We start from the raw sequence: 19,573 nt of genomic DNA on the forward strand, positions 1-19,573 counted from the left end.
TTCATCGTCATTATGCGATGGAACCCGCTTTTTTTTTTGCTTTTTTAGCTTCCCGGGATGGTAAGGAAATATTGTAGTTTAAAGAAAATATGGCACTCTCCGATATATAAAGGGAAGGACCACTTAAATAATTATGTGCAGGGGAGTCGTAGGAATGCCTCAAGAATATGAAGAGTTTATTCACAATATCAAAACGCTGACAGGCATTGATTTGGCATTATATAAGGAAGGGCAAATGAAAAGGCGATTGACATCTCTATATGAAAAAAGAGGATATCATTCATTTCGTGAATACCATAAAGACATTCAAACCAATCCCGAAGTTTTAAATGAGTTTCTGGATAGAATGACAATCAATGTTTCCGAATTTTATCGAAATGCGAAAAGATGGGAAGTGTTGGAGCGGAAAATCCTTCCAGGTTTATTAGCAAGCAAAAAAAAAAGTTGAAGATTTGGAGTGCGGCCTGTTCAACTGGCGAGGAACCATACACGCTTGCCATGATTTTATCCAATCTGGTTCCACTTAGCCAGATAGAGATATTGGCGACGGATCTGGATGAAAATGTGTTGGCGCGAGCGAAGTTGGGGGTGTATCCTGAACGTTCCTTAAATGAAGTGCCTGAAGAAATCAAAAGGAAATACTTTGAAAAAAAGCGGACTTTTATCGTGTTGATGAAGAAATAAAGAGTAGGGTGACATTTAAAAAGCAAAATCTTCTCGCTGATCGTTTTGAACAGGGGTTCGATTTAATCGTTTGCCGCAATGTGCTAATTTATTTCACGGAAGAAGCCAAAAATTTGTTATATGAAAAATTCAGTGCATCAATAAGAAGCGGCGGGGTTTTTTTTGTAGGAAGTACAGAGCAAATATTCACCCCTGGAAAATATCAATTTGAAACGATCGACACATTTTTTTATAAGAAAAAGTAAATACTTTTTAAAATAGGGACTGATTCTGCTCATGGGCGTTCAGTCCTTTTCGTTTGTCGAGTAATAGCAAATCCAGTAGAACTCTGATTTAAAAGAAAAACTATATCGAAAATGTTTAAGTACTTGTAAAATAGAGTGAAAAGTGATTAAATTCAAACAATATGGTTTTTACGTTTTACATATACCCACATTTCATAAAATTGTGGTATATTGATACATATACACTTTAAAGTGCTAAAAGGGGGCTGGAAGATGAGATATTTAACAGCGGGGGAATCACATGGTCCGCAACTGACTACTATCATTGAAGGATTACCGGCAGGAATGCCGATTTCGAATGAGGATATCAATCAAGAATTGGGACGCCGGCAAAAAGGGCATGGACGTGGAAGAAGGATGCAGATCGAGAAAGATCAGGCTTTTATTTCTTCAGGAATCAGACATGGCTACACACTCGGTTCACCGGTTGCTTTGGTGGTCGAGAACGATGATTGGAAACATTGGACAAAGATTATGGGAAGTGAAGGGCTTTCAGAAGAGGAAGCTGAAGAAATTAAACGTAAAATCACCCGGCCTCGTCCTGGTCATGCCGACTTGAACGGCGGGATTAAATATGGGCACCGCGATTTGAGAAATGTTCTGGAACGCTCTTCAGCCCGTGAAACGACAGTAAGGGTGGCGGCAGGTTCTGTCGCAAAAAAACTATTGTCTTTATTGGGGATAGAAGTGGCATCGCATGTTTTGGAAATTGGCGGAGTGAAGGCAGAACCGCCAAAATACGAAACGATCCAGCAATTGCAACAGGTAACAGAAGAATCTTCCGTTAGATGTTTCGACAAAAACGTAGAGCAGCAGATGAAGGATGCAATTGATGAAGCGAAACAAAAAGGAGATTCCATCGGCGGAATCGTCGAAGTCATTGTAGAAGGAATGCCGGTGGGAGTGGGAAGTTATGTGCATTATGACCGTAAGCTTGATGCAAAACTTGCCGCAGCGATAATGAGCATCAATGCATTTAAAGGGGTGGAAATAGGTCTAGGATTTGAAGCGGCCCATCTATTCGGCAGTGATGTCCATGATGAAATTGCATGGGATGAAGAACAGGGTTATTACCGGAAAACCAATCGCCTTGGAGGTTTTGAAGGCGGTATGACAACTGGAATGCCGATAGTTGTACGCGGTGTGATGAAGCCGATCCCCACTTTATATAAACCTTTGAAAAGTGTTGATATTGATACGAAGGAAGTGTTTGAAGCAAGTGTCGAGCGTTCCGATAGTTGTGCGGTTCCTGCAGCAGCAGTAGTTGCTGAGGCGGTAGTGGCATGGGAACTGGCGGCTGCCATCGTTGATCAATTCCCTTCAGATCGTTATGAGCAATTAGCAGAGTACATAAGATCATATCGGGAAGAAGTAAAGGGGTTTTAAATCATGGAATCCATCCAAATAAAAACGGCTTCCAAGCAATATCCGGTTTTAATTGGCAAGAAGGCAATCAATGAATTGCCCGAATTAATAACACAAGAGCTGAATCATCTAAACAAGATTCTGATCATAACTGATGAGAAAGTGGCGGCACTTCATTTGCAGACTGTGAAGGACGCCCTGATCAAGACGGGAAAACCGGTCTTGCATCATGTAGTGCCAGAGGGGGAGCATGCTAAAACATTCGATGTGTTTTATGAATGCCAAAGCTTCTGCTTAACACAACAGATTAATCGCAAGTCATTGATTATTGCCCTTGGCGGCGGTGCAGTCGGTGACTTGGCTGGATTCGTTGCAGCTACATTTATGAGAGGGATTCCATTTATACAGGTTCCGACGACTTTGCTTGCCCACGACAGTGCAGTGGGCGGCAAGGTAGCCATCAATCACCCGCTGGGGAAAAATATGATTGGGGCCTTTCATCAGCCTGAAGCCGTCATTTATGATCTGGAATTTTTAAAGACTCTGCCACTTAAAGAATTAAGGTCAGGTTTTGCAGAAGTCATTAAACATTCCTTGATAGCAGATAATGAGCTTTATCTATGGTTAAAGTCGAATATTGTTGATTTGAATGATATAACGGATGAGCAATTCCTTACCATGATTACAAAAGGGATTAGCATTAAAGCTAAAATTGTCGAAGAGGATGAGAAGGAAAACGGCATTCGTGCCTTTTTGAATTTTGGTCATACGCTTGGACATGCAGTGGAAGGTTCAATGGGATACGGAAACTTTACGCATGGGGAATCGATTTTAATCGGGATGGTATACGCTCTTAAACTAAGCAGAAAGAAAGTGGATCTCGATTTCAAACTAGATGAGTTTATTGCCTGGGTTTCTTCTTTAGGTTATCAAATAACCATTCCAACCCGACTTGAACATGAAATGCTGCTTGAATTAATGAAAACAGACAAAAAATCGGTCAATGATGCAGCTACCTTTGTCCTGCTAAACGAAGTAGGGTCACCGCTATTAATGGATATAGCCGACTCTGAGCTGATAGAGGAAATGGCGGAGATGATTTAGAGTTCAGTAGAAGGGGGACTATGTGTGATAAGAGGAATAAGGGGTGCCACTACAGTAGAAAGTGACACAGAAATGGAAGTGATTTCTGCTGTCGAAAAGTTGATGGCCGAGATCATTCAGGTCAACGAAGTTGATCCCGATATGGTAGCTTCTGTATTTTTTTCTGCTACGGAAGAGATTCGTTCTGTCTTCCCTGCCAAAGCCTTGAGGAAATTCGAAGGCTGGACTTATGTACCGGTTACATGCATGAAAGAAATACCGGTGAGCAATTCCTTGCCATTTTGCATCCGGGTCATGATCCACGTAAATACGACAAAATCTCAAAAAGAGATACAGCATATATACCAGGCAGGGGCTACGGTATTACGGCCAGATTTGACAAAGCGGATATAAGATGATCATAAATCTATGAATATGATATACTAATCTCACACTTTCTTACTTTAAAGTGATAAAAATATAGAGGTGATTGACATGAAATGGAATGAAGCGGTCCTTTCCTTGAAGTCTTATCAACCGGGAAAATCCACTGATGAAGTGAAAAAATTATACGGGTTGGAAAAAATCACGAAATTAGCTTCAAATGAAAATCCTTTTGGCTGTTCGGAAAAGGTCAAGGAATCCGTTAGGAATTCAACCCATTCGTTTGCCATCTATCCAGATGGATATGCAACGATGCTAAGGGAAGCTGTTGCGAAACATACAGGTGTGAAAGAAACTCAGCTTATTTTTGGAAATGGATCTGATGAGAACATTCAAATCATCTCCAGGAGTCTATTGGGAGCTGGAAAGAATACGGTCATGGCAACAGGCACTTTTTCGCAGTATCGCCATAATGCCATACTAGAAGGAGCGGAAATCAGGGAAGTTCCTCATATTGACGGTGCTCATGACCTAGAAGGAATGCTTAAAGTAATAGATGATGAAACATCGGTTGTATGGCTTTGTACACCAAATAATCCAACAGGTAAATACATTTCGGAACAGGACTTATTATCGTTCATCGAAAAAGTGCCGGAAGATGTTCTTATCGTTTTGGATGAAGCTTATTGTGAATATGCAACGGCTGAGGATTACCCTAGAACGAATCAATGGATCAATAAATATAAAAATTTGATCATACTCCGGACTTTCTCAAAAATTTATGGACTTGCCAGTTTTAGGGTAGGGTACGGTTTGGCGGATGAGGATATCATCCAGAAACTAGATCCATCCCGGGAACCTTTCAATGTAAACACATTTGCACAGAATATTGCTATCGTCGCTTTGGAAGATCAGGCCTTCATTGAAAAATGCAAGGAAGAAAATCAAAAAGGGCTAAAGCAGTACTATGAATTTTGCAATAAGGAAAATTTGGCTTATTACGCGTCACAAGGTAATTTCATCTTTATCCATTTTAAACAGGATGCCGATGTGGTATTTCAATATTTGCTTGAGCGCGGCTTCATCGCAAGGTCGGGGAAATCTTTCGGTTTTCCTAACAGCCTGAGGGTAACGATTGGTTCTACGGAAGAAAATGAAGGAATGATCCATGCTATTAAAGCTTTTTTGAATGAAGTTGAGGCACCTTCTGATTCGCTGCTTTAACGTTTCATCATACCTAGAGGAGCATAAAAGATGCGGGGGAGAGAAGAGTGAAGGGTAAGGTTTTTGTAATAGGTTTAGGTCTAATAGGCGGATCATTGGCCATGGCTGTACGCCATGCACATCCTGAAGCCGTGATAGTTGGTATGGACCTAAGTGAAAAGAATATTCAACTATCGATGCTATTGGGGATCATTGATGATTCTGTATCATCTTTGGAAGCGGGAGCATGTGAAGCTGATTTGATTCTACTTGCTGTGCCTGTCAATGAAACCGTGAAGATTTTAGCTCAATTGGCTGATATGGATTTAAAAAGTGATGTCCTCATATCTGATGCAGGAAGTACGAAGGATACAGTCGTTAAGGCAGCGAAACCATTGATAGATAAAGGGGTGGCCTTCATTGGGGGGCACCCTATGGCTGGTTCCCATAAGAGCGGCGCTGCGGCAGCCAAATTACATTTATTCGAACATGCATTTTATTTGCTTACTCCCGGGGACACCATCAAAGAAGAAAGAGTTGAGCAGCTGAAAGGGTGGCTGCAGGGGACAAGAGCTAACTTTCTTATTGTTAGTCCTGCCACACACGATAAGCTGACTGGGGTCATTAGTCATTTTCCACATATTGTCGCATCAGGGCTCGTCAAGCAGGCAGAAAACTACAGTAAGGAAAACAAGTTGATTTCAAGGCTCGCAGCAGGTGGATTCCGGGATATTACCAGAATCGCCTCAAGCAGTCCGGAAATGTGGCGTGACATTTTGTTACATAACCGGGATGTGCTGCTTGAATTAATGAATGATTGGCTGAATGAAATGGAGCATATAAAAGGTCTGGTTGCGAATGAAGAAAGTGAAGAAATCCTTCGATTCTTTACCGATGCCAAGATTTTCAGGGATGATTTGCCGACACATGCGAAAGGCGCCATACCAGCGTTTTATGATTTATATATCGATATACCGGATTATGCCGGAATAATTTCTGAGATTACCGGCTATTTGGCACAAGAAGGTATCAGCATTACAAACATAAGGATCATTGAAACCAGGGAAGAGATATACGGCGTGCTGGTCATCAGTTTCCAAACGGATGTTGATCGCATAAAAGCTGCGGAGTGTATTTCAAGACATACAGATTATGAAACGATCCTGGCATAATAATATAGGGAAGGATGGTTTTATGAATACTAAAAAATTACAAACGAACATCCAAACATTGCGTGGTTCGATTGCCATACCTGGAGATAAGTCGATCTCGCATCGTTCGATAATGTTTGGAGCCCTTGCCGAAGGGGAAACGACAGTAACTAATTTTCTTCCAGGAGCTGATTGTTTAAGTACGATTTCCTGTTTTAAGCAGCTTGGGGTCCATATTGAACAAGATGGCCAGCACGTCAAAATTGAAGGCAAAGGTTTTAATGGATTAAAGGAACCTGAATCAGTACTGGATGTCGGAAATTCTGGTACCACGATCAGGTTAATGATGGGCATATTGGCAGGACAGGATTTTTCAGCCGTTTTGGCAGGTGACGAATCGATAGCCAAACGTCCAATGACCCGGGTAGTCAACCCACTACGTCAGATGGGAGCAACCATTGATGGCCGAAAAGGAGCCGAATATACCCCCCTTGCCATAAGAGGAGGCAAATTACAAGGGTTTCGCTACGAATTGCCTGTAGCGAGTGCACAGGTGAAATCTGCGATAATCTTGGCTGGTTTACAGGCAGAAGGTGAAACGATCATAATCGAACCGGAAGAGACCCGTGATCATACAGAACGAATGATCCAGGAGTTTGGCGGTAAAATCGAAAAGGACGGCCATACGATTAAAGTAAGCGGAAATCAAGTCTTCAAAGGGAGGGCCATCCATGTGCCGGGTGATATTTCTTCGGCAGCTTTCTTCATGGTGGCTGCAGCGATTACGGAAAATAGTGAAGTGGTATTAAAGAATGTGGGCCTTAATTCGACAAGGACTGGAATCATCGAAGTCATGAAATCGATGGGGGCTGATATCACGATAGAGAAGAAGACGAGCGAGGGCGAACCTGCAGGTGACATCACGGTCAGAAGCTCCCGGTTAAAAGGAACGACCATCAGCGGTGATTTAATTCCCCGTCTCATCGATGAAATACCGGTAATTGCACTTCTGGCGACACAGGCAGAAGGGATAACGACGATCAAGGATGCAGCAGAATTAAAAGTGAAAGAGACGAATCGAATTGATACTGTTGCAAATGAGCTTTCCATCCTGGGGGCGGATATAACCCCGACAGTAGACGGATTGATCATCAAAGGCCGTAAAGCCCTGAATGGAGGTATGGTTACAAGCCATGGGGATCATCGTATCGGGATGATGCTTGCTGTAGCGGCTTTGATAACGGAAGGGGAAGTGGAACTTGCCGACCCTGATGCCATCGATGTATCATATCCACAATTTTTTGGGCATTTGACGCAATTGATAAAGTAAATATAAAAAAAGTTTACATACCTTATTTGGTCTGTAAACTTTTTTTAAATGCTTAAAAGTGTTGAAAGCGCTAACATCAGGGGTATTTTGTACCTGATTTGATCATGAAAATAATGAAAAAGGGATTCAAGATCAAAAAGGAGATTTACCGTAGCATGGAGAATTAACTAGTAACCTTTTTTTAATGAGAATGGGAGGGGACTTCATCGATGGAATACAAGGCTGCAGTATGGTAAACTAATGAATACTGTTTACTATGCATCTCGCGATTACATGGTATTTTGTTCTTAATGGCAGAGTATGTTACATTATGGCGTGAGTGTGTATGACTAGGGACCAAGTCTATCATGCAAAAGGAAGGATTCAACAATGAACACAGTGGAACAAGTTATACAGCATTTAAAAAAAGGGGAATTAACAGAAGCTCTTAAACATATAAATCGAATTAAATCATCAGAGTCAGCAGAGGACATTTTATTGCTGGCCGAAGAAATGCTCCAGCTTGGCTTTGCGGAAGAGGCAAAGGATCTTTTTGAACATCTGCTGCAACTCTATCCCGATGAAGGAGAATTGATTGTTTCGTTGGCGGAAATCCTAATTGATATGGACCAGGAAGATGAAGCGATGCTGATGCTTGAAAAAGTAAGTGCAGATGATGAAGTATATCCAAGTGCTTTGCTTTTGGAAGCGGACCTATATCAATTGCAGGGGATGGATGAGGTCAGCGAACGGAAATTACTGCAGGCTAAGGAAATGCTTCCAGATGAGGTCATCATTGATTTTGCACTAGCTGAACTGTTCTTTCATCAAGGCAGGGATCAGGAAGCCATTGCAAATTACATAAAGGTTTTGGAACAGGAACAAGAAATCGCTGGTGTTAATGTCAATCAGAGGCTTGCTGAAGCATTAAGCAGCTCGGGCAAGTTCGAGGAGGCCCTTCCGTACTTTGAGAAGGCCTTGAAGGACGGACTTGAAATCAATACTCTATTTGAATATGCATTTACAGCTTTTCAGGCAGGTCTTTATGAGACAGCCGTACGAAAGTTTATTGAACTGAAAGAATTAGATCATGAATATCATTCACTATATTTGTACCTGGCAAAGAGTTATGAACATCTTGAAGATCTCGAAAATGCCTTGAAAACGGTCAAAGAAGGAATCAAGGCTGATGAATTCAATAAGGAACTTTACTTCTTCGGTGGTAAAATAGCCTTGAAAAGCGGGCTTGACGAAGAGGCTGAAAATCTATTTAAAGAAGCACTTGCCATTGATCCGGGATATCTGGAAGCTGCACTCACCCTTTTGAAATTGTATATGCACCAAGAAAGGTATGAAGATGTATTGGAGTGTATAGGTGAAGTAAGGCGATATGGAGAGGATGATCCTCAGTTTGACTGGATTGCTGCTGTATCTTATCAGCATACCGAACAATTTAAAGAGTCATTAACCAGCTATCATAAAGCATATAATTCATTCAAGAGCAATCAAGATTTCCTTGAAGATTATGGTTTCTTTTTAATTGAAGAAGGAGACAGAGCCACATCTAGAGAAGTATTTAATAAGCTGCTTGATATGAATCCTGCGAATGATGAGTATGCAATGATCTTGGAGCGGCTAGGTGAAAGCACAGAGGAAATGTAGATAAGTGAAATAAAACTAAATCAAGACAGAGGAGGGAATTCATGGTGGCTGCCCCTGTTTCTGTGAATGAGAAGAAGGATTTTATTCGGTGGTTCTTAAATCATTATCAACTGAAACGAAGAGAATGCGTGTGGATATTGAATTACTTAATGAGTCATGATCAACTGATGAAAAAGGTCCATTTTGTAGAAAATGCACAATATTGCCCACGTGGACTGATCATGTCGACACATTGTGTGGATGAGGTCCCTTTCCGGTTCTATAAGTCCAATATCATGACGACCGATGCAGAGAAATCTTTTCATGATATCCGTTTAAATCGGGACGAAGACATTTATATTCAGCTTAATTTTAAATCGTCTTACTCTTCCTATCAATATGCAGCGGTACTCGAGCACAATCCCTTCATGCCGAAATCGACGGCATCGAATGAAAAAGATCAGCTCCTAGCTGAACAATTTTTAGAAAGAAGCATGTTGTATTTTCAAAGGGACCGTCTTCTTAAGGAAATCGATGAAGCACTTGATAAGCATGATGAACAAGCATTTAAGGATTTAACCGAACAATTGAATCAATTGAAAGTACTTGGATGAAATAAATTGACCTTTCCGTAAACAGGAAAGGTTTTTATTTTTTATAAAACATTGATAAAATCCACATTTTTGTAAAGACTATGGGTATATGGTAAAGATGTTATAAAAATAATGGTAAAATGATAAGGAGTTGATTCAAAAATCGGGAGTGAAGAAAAAACATGAAGTGGACAGCAAAAGATCTTGACATGTATATGCAATCAAAAGAGTATGTGGATACCGTTTTGATTCCTTTGGTTCCCCTATCTTTTAAAGGGCAAATGAAGCAAACGGGCTCAATGAATGAATTTCTTACCATTTTAAGCTTGGAAATTGAAAAGCAGATGAAAGGTAGAATTCTTTTATTGCCGACATTTCATTATTTAAGTGATGAAATGGATAAGGTTGAACGGTTAAAGCGTTGGGCCAATGAAGTGAAAGAAAATGATTTCGAGCATGTTTTCTTTCTTACATCGGATTTCGGGTGGAAAAAAGAAGAGCGGGAATTAGAAAATAATTTAGTATGGATTCCTGCCATTCCCTTGGAGGGGCTTGAAATTGAACAAGCAAGGGAAATGATTAACCAGCAAGTTCTCCAAATCCTTGATATTTTCTCTTATAATTGGAAAAATGAAAAAAAGTAGGATTTTTCGCATTATTTGACACATAGTTGCCACCTTTTGGGTTTTACAAATATTGACCTTGGTAAATTATTGAGATATCATGGAAATGTCCTAGTTTTATAGTGTCGCTATTTATTGGTCCTTTGGGCTCTCAGTATAGTAATAGAGGGGGGGAAAACGCATGAGCAAGCATAATGTTTCACGACGTCAATTCCTTAATTACACACTTACTGGCGTTGGTGGATTTATGGCGGCCGGTATGTTGATGCCTATGGTTAGGTTTGCAATTGATCCTGTATTATCAGCTGATAAAGGCGGGGATTACGTTGCAACTAAGCAAAAGGTTGGTGAACTCACTACCGAACCAACCCGTGTCGACTTTAGTTTTAAACAGGTCGATGGGTGGTATGAGTCTGAAGAAACAAATACAGCTTGGGTTTACAAAACGGATGATGGTAAGATCGTTGCTTTATCTCCAATCTGTAAACATTTAGGCTGTACGGTAGGGTGGAATACGGATAAGACTAATCCGAATCAATTTTTCTGTCCTTGCCATTACGGCAGGTATACGAAAGATGGGATGAATGTGAAAGGGACACCGCCAGTTTCACCATTGGATGTCTTTGACACGAAAGAAAAAGATGGAATACTTTATTTGGGTCAACTAAAACCGCACGGGGAGGCGTAAACATTGCTAACAAAGTTATATGACTGGGTGGACGAGCGTTTAGATATTACGCCGTTATGGCGGGATATTGCTGACCATGAGGTTCCTGAACATGTTAACCCCGCACATCATTTTTCTGCATTCGTATATTGTTTTGGTGGGTTAACTTTCTTTATTACGGTCATCCAAATCTTGTCAGGCATGTTCTTGACGATGTACTATGTCCCGGACATTAAAAACGCTTGGGAATCTGTTTATTATTTGCAAAATGAAGTTGCCTTCGGTCAAATTGTCCGTGGTATGCATCACTGGGGAGCAAGTCTAGTTATCGTTATGATGTTTTTACATACTCTTCGTGTCTTCTTCCAGGGAGCTTACAAAAAACCGCGTGAATTGAACTGGATGGTCGGCGTATTGATTTTCTTCATCATGCTGGCTTTAGGCTTGACTGGTTATTTATTGCCATGGGATATGAAAGCGCTATTCGCAACGAAAGTTACGTTGACAATTGTCGAATCGGTACCGTTGATGGGACCGGCACTCAAGACATTGATAGCAGGAGATCCAACCATCGTTGGAGCACAGACATTGACACGATTCTTTGCAATTCATGTATTCTTCCTGCCAGCAGCATTATTTGCTTTACTAGCGGCTCATTTCCTGATGATCCGAAAACAAGGTATTTCAGGTCCGCTATAAAAGAATGGTGAACCAAAAACCAAAAAAACCTTTTCATAAAGGAGGGGAATTGTTCAATGCATCGTGGGAAAGGTATGAAATTCGTAGGTGACTCGCGTATCTCCGCGGACCGTAAACCGAATATTCCGAAAGATTATTCAGAATATCCTGGGAAAACTGAAGCATTTTGGCCTAATTTCCTTTTAAAAGAATGGATGGTAGGAGCTGTATTTCTTGTAGGCTACCTTTGCCTGACAATCGCACATCCGTCACCATTGGAAAGGATAGCAGATCCTACAGATACAGCGTACATTCCGCTGCCAGACTGGTATTTCCTATTCCTTTACCAATTACTTAAGTATACCTATGCTTCAGGTCCTTATAATGCAATCGGGGCACTGGTAATACCTGGTTTGGCTTTCGGAGCGCTGCTCTTGGCACCTTTTTTAGATCGCGGTCCAGAGCGGAGCCCGGCAAAACGTCCTTTTGCTGTAGGCTTCATGCTATTGGCAATGGCCGGCGTTTTCTATCTAACATGGGAGTCCGCAGCCCATCACGATTGGGAAGCTTCCAAGAAGCAAGGAGCCATCGTGGAAGGTGCAGACATTGATAAAGAGAGCGATGGGTATAAACTGATGGATTCCAGTGGCTGTATTAGCTGTCACGGAGCAGAGTTAACTGGTGGAGCAGGAGCGCCAAGCTTAATTGACACAGGCTTAAGTCCAGAAGAAATCTCTAAAATCGCAGTCAAAGGCCAGGGTGCCATGCCAGCTGGCATGTTCAAAGGTACAGATGAAGAACTGAAAACATTAGCTGAATTTGTATCTGGTTTATCGACAAAGTAATATAGCCATCAACATCAATTTTTTCATAGGCTGTAAATGAAGCTGACGACTACGGTTGTCGGCTTTTTTATTGGTAAATTGAAGCGTATATGAGAAGAAATTGAAATGAATACTTGGTTTTCTGGTTGATGGCCTGTAAAATGAATATACTTGAGAATGTAAGTGAGGGTAAAAGAATGAATGTTATTTACAGTTTGCTTGCAAACCGGCAAATGCTCGCTTTGTTATTATTAATAAATATATTCGGTACTGCCTATGGATATTATTGGTACGGTAGTCAATTGGAAAACACTCCGGCGATTTTTTTGGCATTTGTACCGGACAGCCCGACAGCTAGCCTGTTCTTTGTATTTGTTTTATTGGGGTTCCTGTTAAGAAGGAATTTCGGACTTATGGAAGCGTTGGCGATCATAACACTATTCAAATATGGAATATGGGCGGTTGCAATGAATTTGATGACCTTCGTGACAACCGGTTCATTGCCATGGGAAGGTTATATGTTAATGGCTTCTCATTTGGGGATGGCGATACAAGGGGTATTATATGCACCATTTTATCGAATAAAACCTTGGCATTTGATAGTGGCTGCGATTTGGACCATACATAATGACATAATCGATTATGTTTTTGAAATGATGCCAATTTATCGTGATTTATTGGTATATATGAAATCGATAGGTTATTTCACTTTTTGGCTCAGTATACTATCCATTTTTGTCGGCTGGTACTTTGGATATAGAAAAAAGCGGACCACCCTATCCATCATCCATTAAAAAGTTAACTCTAAATACAGCTTTGTAAAAGCAGGGTTAACTTTTTTATGTTGAACGAGGTCTACTCATGTTTTTTCTTTCATATCGTTTTAGTAGAGATATGAGGAGGGACGAGTAGCATGTTGAAAAAATTCATATTAACCATTGCTGTTTTATTTGTCGTCTTACATTTCCCTGTCTATGCAGAATCCTCTTCAAGTTTGGAGCAATTAGATAACATTTCCGATAGAGCCTTGGAAATGACCAAGTTGAAGCGATATGGAGATTCGGAAAAGATGCTGACGTTTTTTTCTGACCGGTTTTTAAAAGAGACAGCGAAAGAGCAGATCCTTGACATGGACGAACTTCGAATTATCACTGTAGCTCATAATGAGGCGTTGATGACAATAAAGGATATGAACAAGGGAGATTCCGAAAAGGTTAATTCTGTTACAAAGTTCCGGCTTGTTGTTGATGCGGTCAAGTCCACCCATCAGCCTCTTTGGACAGAGATGGAGGACCAAATGATGAATTCTTTCCAGCAGACAAAGAATGCCGCGATTAATCAAGACACAATTACCTTCAATAGCCAATTGAACTTATTCCTATCACAATATGAAATGATATATCCAAGCTTGAAAGTCGACCTTTCTAAAGAAACGATGCAGCAACTGGACACGAGGATTCAATACATCAACCAATACCGTCCGGAGGTAATCAGTGATGGAGAAAGTCAGAAGGAACTGGATGCGTTGCAAAACGAACTAACTTCCATTTTTGATGATATGGGTGAAGATGATGCAGATCCTTCCCTTTGGTGGGTCATCATATCGACAGGCTCAATCATAATAATGACGCTTTCTTATGTAGGCTGGAGAAAATATAAAGGTGATAGGGAAAAACCAAGGAAAGAACATAATGATTAAAAAGACAGGGGAAGAGAACACTATATTTGACACGGTTGCCTTCAATCCATAGAATTAAGAGTAATAATAGTTATAGGAGGATACCATGTATTTCATTTATTTGGCGATTATCATTTTAATCCCGATTTATGCACAAATGAAAGTGAAAAGCACATATAAAAAATATTCAAAGGTATCGGCCTCTTCCGGTATGAGCGGTGCTGAGACGGCGCGGGCCATTTTAGATCAAAATGGACTGTTCAATGTCAGGGTCGAAGAGACACCTGGAATGCTTTCGGACCATTATGACCCAAGGGATAAAACGGTGCGTTTATCATCGGATAACTATCACGGCCATTCAGTTGCCGGTGTAGCGGTAGCAGCCCATGAAGTTGGACATGCGATTCAAGATAAAGAAGCCTATGCATTCTTGCGTTTCCGTCATGCATTAGTACCGGTAGCTAATTTTGGCTCTAACATATCTTGGATTTTGATTTTAATCGGGATGTTAGCTTCAATTTCTGGGTTGCTATTGGCGGGTATCGTATTTATGGCAGCCGCTGTATTGTTCCAAGTGATTACCCTGCCGGTTGAATTCAATGCCTCTTCTAGGGCGATGGATCAACTCGTTTCCGCCGGGGTCATCCGGAACGATGAAGAACGGGAAACGAAAAAAGTATTAAATGCCGCTGCGATGACTTATGTTGCTGCCGCTCTTGTAGCCGTACTGGAATTAGTTCGTCTTCTGCTTATGTATACAGGAATGAGGGAAGAAGATTAATGAGAAAAGGACACCATCTTGGGATGGGGTCCTTTTTTCATTTTTAAGAGTATTTGCTGCACATTGCTAATAAAATTCAGTTGGACAGGGCAACATTCATAAGGGTTGCATTCAATCGGTATGTACAGTCAATGGATCACCTTTCAATGGGATTCTTGTTCTCATCAAGGGTAAAGCCCTCACCCAATACGTCATGAACTTCACTGACTGATACAAATGCATGAGGGTCCACAGAAGTTATGGCATTTTTTAAGCGGACTAACTCATTTTTCCCAACAACACAATAGAGGACTTCCCGGTCATTGCGTGTAAAGGACCCATAGCCCCTTAATACAGTTACGCCCCGCTCCATATCATTCATGATTTTTTCGGCAATTTCCTTGTTTTTGTCACTAATGATCATTGCACCTCTAGCAGCATAGGCTCCTTCTTGCATAAAGTCGATTACTCGGGCACCTATAAAAACGGCAACGAGGGTATACATCGCTTGCCGGTAATCCAGGTAGGTAAGGATGGACAGGCCAATGACGACGGCATCAAAGATGAACATGGTCCGACCCATGCCCATCCCTAAGTAACGATGGGCAAAACGGGCAATGATATCCACTCCGCCTGTTGTACCGCCGTAACGAAAAATGATGCCCAGCCCGACACCAACCGAGACCCCGGCAAACAATGCCACAAGCATCAAATCATTACCGAGATTGATTTCGAATTCGTATCTCTCGAAAACCCATAGCCAAACGGAGAGGCCAACCGTTCCGATAATCGTATAAAAGAAAGATGTGCGCCCTAAATATTTCCACCCGATTAAAAATAAGGGAATATTCAAAATCAAATTAGAATAAGAAGGATTTATCCCGATAAGTTGATATATAATCAAGGTGAGGCCGGTGAATCCGCCCTCGGCCAAGTTGTTCTGCATGTTAAAATGCACAAGGCCAAAAGCGAATATTCCAGCCCCAAAAAGGATAAATATGATGTTTTTCAATTTTAAGCCCAAAAGCATGTCCCATACCTCCAAAGGTTTGCATAGCATTAATTTACTTATTATAACTAATTAACCAACTATGGGCAATTTTGATTCCAAACGTATCTGTTGTCATCTGTTTCACTTTTAGCTAACATGGAGAAGGTATGATGTTTGAAAACGAAAATCAAGAATGGGTGACTCATATGGAAAAGCAAAAGACGATCCAACAAATGCAAGCGGAAGTCGACCGATACATAGGACAATTTAAAGAAGGATATTTCAGCCCTCTGGCCATGCTCGCCCGCATGTCTGAAGAACTTGGGGAATTGGCTAGGGAAGTCAATCATTACCATGGTGAAAAACCAAAGAAGGCGACAGAGGAAGAGAATACCATTGAAGCGGAATTGGGGGACATGCTTTTTGTGTTGATTTGTTTTGCCAATTCTTTAGGGATTGATCTTCAAAACTCGCATGATTTGGTCATGGAAAAATTCACAACCCGCGATAAAGATAGATGGACAAGAAAAGAAGAGGAAATGGAGGAGGAAGGTAAAGATGAGTAAAGTGAAAGTGATTGTAGCAGGTCCACGAGGCAGAATGGGAAATGAAGCGGTGAAGCTTGTACATAGTACAGAAGGGTTTGAATTGGCGGCTGTCATAGATCGCAAGCATAACGGGGAAAGCCTTTCCGCAATAGAAGGTTTTCACGGGATTGAAGCACCGGTTTTTTCTGATATAAATGAATGCTTTTCTTCTGTAGAGGCAGACGTATTGATCGATTTGACCACACCGGAAGTGGGCATGTTCCATACCGAAACGGCACTTAATCATGGCATCCGCCCTGTAGTGGGAACGACTGGTTTTACAAAAGAAGATTTAGCAAAGCTGGATTCATTGACAAAAGAAAAAGGCATTGGTTGCATCATCGCGCCAAACTTTGCAATTGGCGCCATTTTGATGATGAAGTTTTCCCAAATGGCCGCAAAGTATTTCCCGGATGTGGAAATCATAGAAATGCACCATGATCAAAAACTGGATGCACCTTCTGGAACTGCTTCCAAAACGGCAGACATGATTGCAGCGGTACGTGAAACAAAACAACAGGGGCACCCTAATGAAAAAGAAACCATCCAGGGGGCAAGAGGTGCAAATGTAGATGGCATGCATATCCACAGTGTCCGTCTACCGGGACTCGTTGCCCATCAACAGGTGCTTTTCGGAAGTGATGGAGAGCTATTGACGGTTAGGCATGATTCCTTTAATCGAGCTTCCTTCATGTCAGGAGTCAAACTTGCTGTCGATACCGTCATGAAATTGGATGTTCTTGTATACGGCTTGGAAAATATTATTGAATAGGGATCAGGAGGATTTACGATGAAAATTGCCTTAATTGCCCATGATATGAAAAAAGAAGATATCATTCAATTTGTTACAGCCTATAAAGATGTATTTGAGCAGCATGAATTATTTGCAACAGGTACGACTGGGAAACGAATCATGGAAGAAGTATCACTGCCTGTCCATCGTTTTCATTCAGGACCTCTTGGCGGAGATCAGGAAATAGGTGCAATGATTGCACGCGGGGAAATGGACATGGTCCTATTTTTCCGCGATCCTTTAACTTCACAGCCGCATGAACCTGATGTATCTGCGCTTATCCGCCTATCAGATGTATATGAAATTCCCTTGGCAACAAATATGGGCACTGCAGAAGTGCTCATACAAGGTTTGAAACATGGGTATATGGACTGGCTAAAACTACGGCAAAAACAAGGTGAGATAAATGATAAACAAAAGTAATATAGATATCCTGGCTTTCGGGGCACATGCTGATGATGTTGAAATCGGTATGGGTGGCACAATCGCTAAATATGTGCAACAAGGCAGGAAAATTGTCATTTGTGATTTGACAAAAGCTGAAATGTCGTCCAATGGAACCGTTCCACTGCGGCAAGAGGAAGCCGATAAGGCTGCTGAAATCCTTGGGGTGAAGAGGATTTCCCTTGATCTACCCGACAGGGGACTATACATGAAGGCGGAATACATAAACCAAATCATCACGGTCATTCGCCAATATAAACCTGCACTTGTATTTGCACCATTTTTGGAAGATCGCCATCCCGATCATGGTAACTGTGCCAAATTAGTCGAGGAAGCAGTTTTTTCGGCAGGAGTAAGAAAGTATATGGAAGAAGAAGGTCTGGATTCCCATCGTATCCAAAATATGCACTATTATATGATCAATGGGTTTCACAAACCGGACTTCGTCGTGGATATCACGTCTACAATATCGAAAAAGCTGGATAGCCTTAGGGCATATGGGAGCCAATTCGAAAAAAGTCAGGTATCTGTAGAAACACCGTTAGTTAATGGCTATATCGAGACTGTAGAGGCACGGGAGCGGATGTTTGGCAAAGAAGTGGGTGTCGCCTTTGCGGAGGGATTCATGACAAAAAAACCGTTACTGATCGATGCCGACTTGTTAGGAGAATAATAATCTTATGAAATTAAAAATTGGAATTACCTGTTACCCGACAGTTGGGGGTTCTGGTGTCGTAGCAACTGAATTAGGTAAGATGCTTGCAGAAAAAGGACATGAAATACATTTCATTTCTTCAAGCATCCCTTTTCGCTTAAATAAGATGTACTGTAATATTTTTTATCACCAGGTTGAAGTGAACTCATATTCAGTCTTTCAATATCCGCCATATGACTTGGCGCTTGCGAGCAAGATGGCGGATGTCGTAAAACGGGAGAAATTAGATATCCTTCACGTTCACTATGCAATTCCACATGCTGTTTGTGCGATCCTTGCAAAGCAGATGTCAGGTAATAAAGTAAAGATCGTAACGACACTGCATGGTACGGATATCACCGTTTTGGGCCAGGATCCCTCATTGACCAATTTGATTAAATTCGGCATAGAGCAATCAGATGTCGTTACAGGAGTATCTAATTCCCTTGTTCAGCAAACGCACGAATTAATCGCGCCGGATAAGGAAATCAAAACCGTTTATAATTTCATTGATGAAAGAGAGTACCATAAATCCGATTCAGATTACCTTAAGGATGAATACGGAATCAGGGAAGATGAAAAAGTGATCATACATGTTTCAAATTTCCGTTCGGTCAAGCGAGTGAAAGATGTCATCCAGGCGTTTTATTTAACTCAAAAGAAAATGCCTGCAAAGCTACTGCTCGTAGGAGACGGGCCGGAAGTGACAACCGTATTGAAATTGGCTAAAGATCTTGGAATCGATGATGCGGTCTTGTTTCTTGGTAAGCAGGATAACCTTGCGGAATTATATTCAATCAGTGATTTGATATTCCTGTTATCGGAAAAAGAGAGTTTCGGACTTGTGCTGCTCGAGGCGATGGCATGTGGAGTTCCTTGTATCGGGACGAATATCGGGGGAATACCTGAAGTCATCGTTGATGGGGAGACCGGTTATATTTGTGAATTGGGAGATGTCAAAATGGTTGCTGAAAAAGCGGTTGGACTTTTAAGCGACCCGAGTTTGCATAAACGCTTTTCTGAAGCTGCGCTGGAAAGGGCCAATACTGATTTCCATAGTGATACGATTATGTCAGAGTATGAAGCCATCTACATTCAAGCACTTGAAGGTAAATCCATGGAATAGGGAGGAGACGC

The 19,573-nt window shown here is 41.3% G+C and carries 21 protein-coding genes and 1 pseudogene; 21 read left to right on the top strand and 1 reads right to left on the bottom strand.

Annotation, left to right across the window (positions count from 1 at the left end; translation table 11 throughout):
- The first annotated feature begins 154 nt into the window (after positions 1-154).
- From ACFX4H_RS02495 to ACFX4H_RS02570, 16 genes and pseudogenes are all read left to right on the top strand, one after another.
- Positions 155-929: pseudogene (locus ACFX4H_RS02495) on the top strand (CheR family methyltransferase).
- Between the two features lie 252 nt (positions 930-1,181).
- On the top strand, positions 1,182-2,354 hold the full coding sequence (aroC, locus tag ACFX4H_RS02500) for a chorismate synthase (protein ID WP_034308003.1): 1,173 nt from the start codon (positions 1,182-1,184) through the stop codon (positions 2,352-2,354).
- A 3-nt stretch (positions 2,355-2,357) separates the two neighbouring features.
- Entirely contained in the window at positions 2,358-3,437 is a 1,080-nt protein-coding gene (aroB, locus tag ACFX4H_RS02505; protein ID WP_034308000.1) for a 3-dehydroquinate synthase, read from the top strand.
- Positions 3,438-3,461: 24 nt separating this feature from the next.
- Entirely contained in the window at positions 3,462-3,830 is a 369-nt protein-coding gene (aroH, locus tag ACFX4H_RS02510) for a chorismate mutase (protein WP_249597612.1), read from the top strand.
- 81 nt (positions 3,831-3,911) lie between these two features.
- Positions 3,912-5,024, top strand: a complete 1,113-nt coding sequence (gene hisC / locus ACFX4H_RS02515) for a histidinol-phosphate transaminase (protein ID WP_034307996.1) — start codon at positions 3,912-3,914, stop codon at positions 5,022-5,024.
- A gap of 47 nt (positions 5,025-5,071) precedes the next feature.
- Entirely contained in the window at positions 5,072-6,175 is a 1,104-nt protein-coding gene (locus tag ACFX4H_RS02520; protein WP_034307994.1) for a prephenate dehydrogenase, read from the top strand.
- Positions 6,176-6,197: 22 nt separating this feature from the next.
- A complete protein-coding gene (gene aroA / locus ACFX4H_RS02525) occupies positions 6,198-7,484 on the top strand; it encodes a 3-phosphoshikimate 1-carboxyvinyltransferase (protein ID WP_377433759.1) in 1,287 nt (428 codons plus the stop codon).
- 369 nt (positions 7,485-7,853) lie between these two features.
- Complete coding sequence (locus ACFX4H_RS02530; RefSeq protein WP_283866026.1) at positions 7,854-9,125, top strand: tetratricopeptide repeat protein; 1,272 nt, start codon at positions 7,854-7,856, stop codon at positions 9,123-9,125.
- A gap of 41 nt (positions 9,126-9,166) precedes the next feature.
- On the top strand, positions 9,167-9,718 hold the full coding sequence (locus ACFX4H_RS02535) for a ReoY family proteolytic degradation factor (protein WP_034307987.1): 552 nt from the start codon (positions 9,167-9,169) through the stop codon (positions 9,716-9,718).
- Positions 9,719-9,879: 161 nt separating this feature from the next.
- Entirely contained in the window at positions 9,880-10,341 is a 462-nt protein-coding gene (locus tag ACFX4H_RS02540) for a YpiF family protein (RefSeq protein WP_063590697.1), read from the top strand.
- A 160-nt stretch (positions 10,342-10,501) separates the two neighbouring features.
- Complete coding sequence (locus ACFX4H_RS02545) at positions 10,502-11,008, top strand: Rieske (2Fe-2S) protein (RefSeq protein WP_034307977.1); 507 nt, start codon at positions 10,502-10,504, stop codon at positions 11,006-11,008.
- 3 nt (positions 11,009-11,011) lie between these two features.
- Complete coding sequence (gene qcrB, locus ACFX4H_RS02550; RefSeq protein ID WP_034307974.1) at positions 11,012-11,686, top strand: menaquinol-cytochrome c reductase cytochrome b subunit; 675 nt, start codon at positions 11,012-11,014, stop codon at positions 11,684-11,686.
- A 56-nt stretch (positions 11,687-11,742) separates the two neighbouring features.
- Positions 11,743-12,510, top strand: a complete 768-nt coding sequence (locus tag ACFX4H_RS02555; protein WP_063590698.1) for a menaquinol-cytochrome c reductase cytochrome b/c subunit — start codon at positions 11,743-11,745, stop codon at positions 12,508-12,510.
- Positions 12,511-12,686: 176 nt separating this feature from the next.
- Positions 12,687-13,283 (top strand): lipoprotein heptaprenylglyceryl N-acetyltransferase LhaT, encoded by a 597-nt coding sequence (gene lhaT / locus ACFX4H_RS02560; RefSeq protein ID WP_034307970.1) that lies wholly within the window; start codon positions 12,687-12,689, stop codon positions 13,281-13,283.
- A gap of 119 nt (positions 13,284-13,402) precedes the next feature.
- Complete coding sequence (gene ypjB, locus ACFX4H_RS02565; protein WP_034307968.1) at positions 13,403-14,188, top strand: sporulation protein YpjB; 786 nt, start codon at positions 13,403-13,405, stop codon at positions 14,186-14,188.
- Between the two features lie 85 nt (positions 14,189-14,273).
- Positions 14,274-14,948: a zinc metallopeptidase gene (locus ACFX4H_RS02570; protein ID WP_249597608.1), complete on the top strand. Its 675-nt coding sequence runs from the start codon at positions 14,274-14,276 to the stop codon at positions 14,946-14,948.
- Positions 14,949-15,084: 136 nt separating this feature from the next.
- Here the strand turns inward: ACFX4H_RS02570 and ACFX4H_RS02575 are convergent, their stop codons facing one another.
- Positions 15,085-15,957 (bottom strand): YitT family protein, encoded by an 873-nt coding sequence (locus tag ACFX4H_RS02575; RefSeq protein ID WP_034307964.1) that lies wholly within the window; start codon positions 15,955-15,957, stop codon positions 15,085-15,087.
- Between the two features lie 128 nt (positions 15,958-16,085).
- Here ACFX4H_RS02575 and ACFX4H_RS02580 point away from each other — a divergent pair, with 128 nt between their 5' ends.
- Genes ACFX4H_RS02580 through bshA form a run of 5 tightly spaced genes read left to right on the top strand, consistent with a single transcriptional unit; the run spans position 16,086 to position 19,562 of the window.
- The gene (locus ACFX4H_RS02580) at positions 16,086-16,484 is read left to right on the top strand and encodes a nucleotide pyrophosphohydrolase (RefSeq protein ID WP_230134863.1); all 399 of its coding nucleotides are present in this window, start codon (positions 16,086-16,088) and stop codon (positions 16,482-16,484) included.
- Entirely contained in the window at positions 16,477-17,277 is an 801-nt protein-coding gene (gene dapB / locus ACFX4H_RS02585; protein WP_241634430.1) for a 4-hydroxy-tetrahydrodipicolinate reductase, read from the top strand. The genes ACFX4H_RS02580 and dapB overlap by 8 nt, the downstream gene beginning before the upstream one ends.
- An 18-nt stretch (positions 17,278-17,295) precedes the next feature.
- Positions 17,296-17,721 carry a methylglyoxal synthase gene (locus tag ACFX4H_RS02590; protein WP_048681639.1) on the top strand — a complete coding sequence of 142 codons (426 nt, stop codon included), beginning with the start codon at positions 17,296-17,298 and terminating at the stop codon, positions 17,719-17,721.
- On the top strand, positions 17,705-18,415 hold the full coding sequence (gene bshB1, locus ACFX4H_RS02595; protein WP_034307949.1) for a bacillithiol biosynthesis deacetylase BshB1: 711 nt from the start codon (positions 17,705-17,707) through the stop codon (positions 18,413-18,415). Before ACFX4H_RS02590 ends, bshB1 begins: the two co-directional genes overlap by 17 nt.
- A gap of 7 nt (positions 18,416-18,422) precedes the next feature.
- Positions 18,423-19,562 (top strand): N-acetyl-alpha-D-glucosaminyl L-malate synthase BshA, encoded by a 1,140-nt coding sequence (gene bshA / locus ACFX4H_RS02600; protein ID WP_377433763.1) that lies wholly within the window; start codon positions 18,423-18,425, stop codon positions 19,560-19,562.
- The last annotated feature ends 11 nt before the right edge of the window (positions 19,563-19,573 follow it).

This window comes from Peribacillus sp. YIM B13477, assembly GCF_042787955.1.
GTDB lineage: Bacteria > Bacillota > Bacilli > Bacillales > DSM-1321 > Peribacillus > Peribacillus frigoritolerans.

Excerpts from the sequence above, each read along its gene's own strand:
- bshB1 (WP_034307949.1), top strand. The coding sequence starts at position 17,705 with ATGATAAACAAAAGTAATATAGATATCCTGGCTTTCGGGGCACATGCT.
- lhaT (WP_034307970.1), top strand. The coding sequence starts at position 12,687 with ATGAATGTTATTTACAGTTTGCTTGCAAACCGGCAAATGCTCGCTTTG.
- ACFX4H_RS02555 (WP_063590698.1), top strand. The coding sequence starts at position 11,743 with ATGCATCGTGGGAAAGGTATGAAATTCGTAGGTGACTCGCGTATCTCC.
- ACFX4H_RS02570 (WP_249597608.1), top strand. The coding sequence starts at position 14,274 with ATGTATTTCATTTATTTGGCGATTATCATTTTAATCCCGATTTATGCA.
- ACFX4H_RS02590 (WP_048681639.1), top strand. The coding sequence starts at position 17,296 with ATGAAAATTGCCTTAATTGCCCATGATATGAAAAAAGAAGATATCATT.
- aroA (WP_377433759.1), top strand. The coding sequence starts at position 6,198 with ATGAATACTAAAAAATTACAAACGAACATCCAAACATTGCGTGGTTCG.
- ACFX4H_RS02580 (WP_230134863.1), top strand. The coding sequence starts at position 16,086 with ATGATGTTTGAAAACGAAAATCAAGAATGGGTGACTCATATGGAAAAG.
- dapB (WP_241634430.1), top strand. The coding sequence starts at position 16,477 with ATGAGTAAAGTGAAAGTGATTGTAGCAGGTCCACGAGGCAGAATGGGA.
- ACFX4H_RS02540 (WP_063590697.1), top strand. The coding sequence starts at position 9,880 with ATGAAGTGGACAGCAAAAGATCTTGACATGTATATGCAATCAAAAGAG.
- hisC (WP_034307996.1), top strand. The coding sequence starts at position 3,912 with ATGAAATGGAATGAAGCGGTCCTTTCCTTGAAGTCTTATCAACCGGGA.
- ACFX4H_RS02575 (WP_034307964.1), bottom strand. The coding sequence starts at position 15,957 with ATGCTTTTGGGCTTAAAATTGAAAAACATCATATTTATCCTTTTTGGG.
- ACFX4H_RS02545 (WP_034307977.1), top strand. The coding sequence starts at position 10,502 with ATGAGCAAGCATAATGTTTCACGACGTCAATTCCTTAATTACACACTT.
- bshA (WP_377433763.1), top strand. The coding sequence starts at position 18,423 with ATGAAATTAAAAATTGGAATTACCTGTTACCCGACAGTTGGGGGTTCT.
- ACFX4H_RS02535 (WP_034307987.1), top strand. The coding sequence starts at position 9,167 with ATGGTGGCTGCCCCTGTTTCTGTGAATGAGAAGAAGGATTTTATTCGG.
- ACFX4H_RS02530 (WP_283866026.1), top strand. The coding sequence starts at position 7,854 with ATGAACACAGTGGAACAAGTTATACAGCATTTAAAAAAAGGGGAATTA.
- ypjB (WP_034307968.1), top strand. The coding sequence starts at position 13,403 with ATGTTGAAAAAATTCATATTAACCATTGCTGTTTTATTTGTCGTCTTA.
- aroB (WP_034308000.1), top strand. The coding sequence starts at position 2,358 with ATGGAATCCATCCAAATAAAAACGGCTTCCAAGCAATATCCGGTTTTA.
- aroC (WP_034308003.1), top strand. The coding sequence starts at position 1,182 with ATGAGATATTTAACAGCGGGGGAATCACATGGTCCGCAACTGACTACT.